Here is a 245-nt window from a genome sequence, read left to right as displayed (position 1 = left end):
TCATGACTGGGGTGAAGTCGTAACAAGGTAACCGTAGGGGAACCTGCGGTTGGATCACCTCCTTAACCTATGATGGTGAAATGTGAGTGTTCACACAGATTGTCTGATGAAAGATACAAGAGACGGTATCGGCGTAGGCTTGTAGCTCAGGTGGTTAGAGCGCACCCCTGATAAGGGTGAGGTCGGTGGTTCAAGTCCACTCAGGCCTACCAATTCTTCCTTCGGCGGCGTGATTCGCATAAGGG

The 245-nt window shown here is 51.4% G+C and carries 1 tRNA gene and 1 rRNA gene; both read left to right on the top strand.

Annotation, left to right across the window (positions count from 1 at the left end):
• Nucleotides 1-65, top strand: a 16S ribosomal RNA gene (locus AAC855_RS21395); the annotation flags it as partial.
• Between the two features lie 70 nt (nucleotides 66-135).
• Nucleotides 136-212: transfer RNA gene (locus AAC855_RS21390), tRNA-Ile, on the top strand.
• The last annotated feature ends 33 nt before the right edge of the window (nucleotides 213-245 follow it).

Origin of the sequence: Xenorhabdus bharatensis, assembly GCF_037996705.1 — a bacterium.
Taxonomy (GTDB): domain Bacteria; phylum Pseudomonadota; class Gammaproteobacteria; order Enterobacterales; family Enterobacteriaceae; genus Xenorhabdus; species Xenorhabdus bharatensis.
This window is presented reverse-complemented; position numbering and strand designations above follow the sequence as displayed.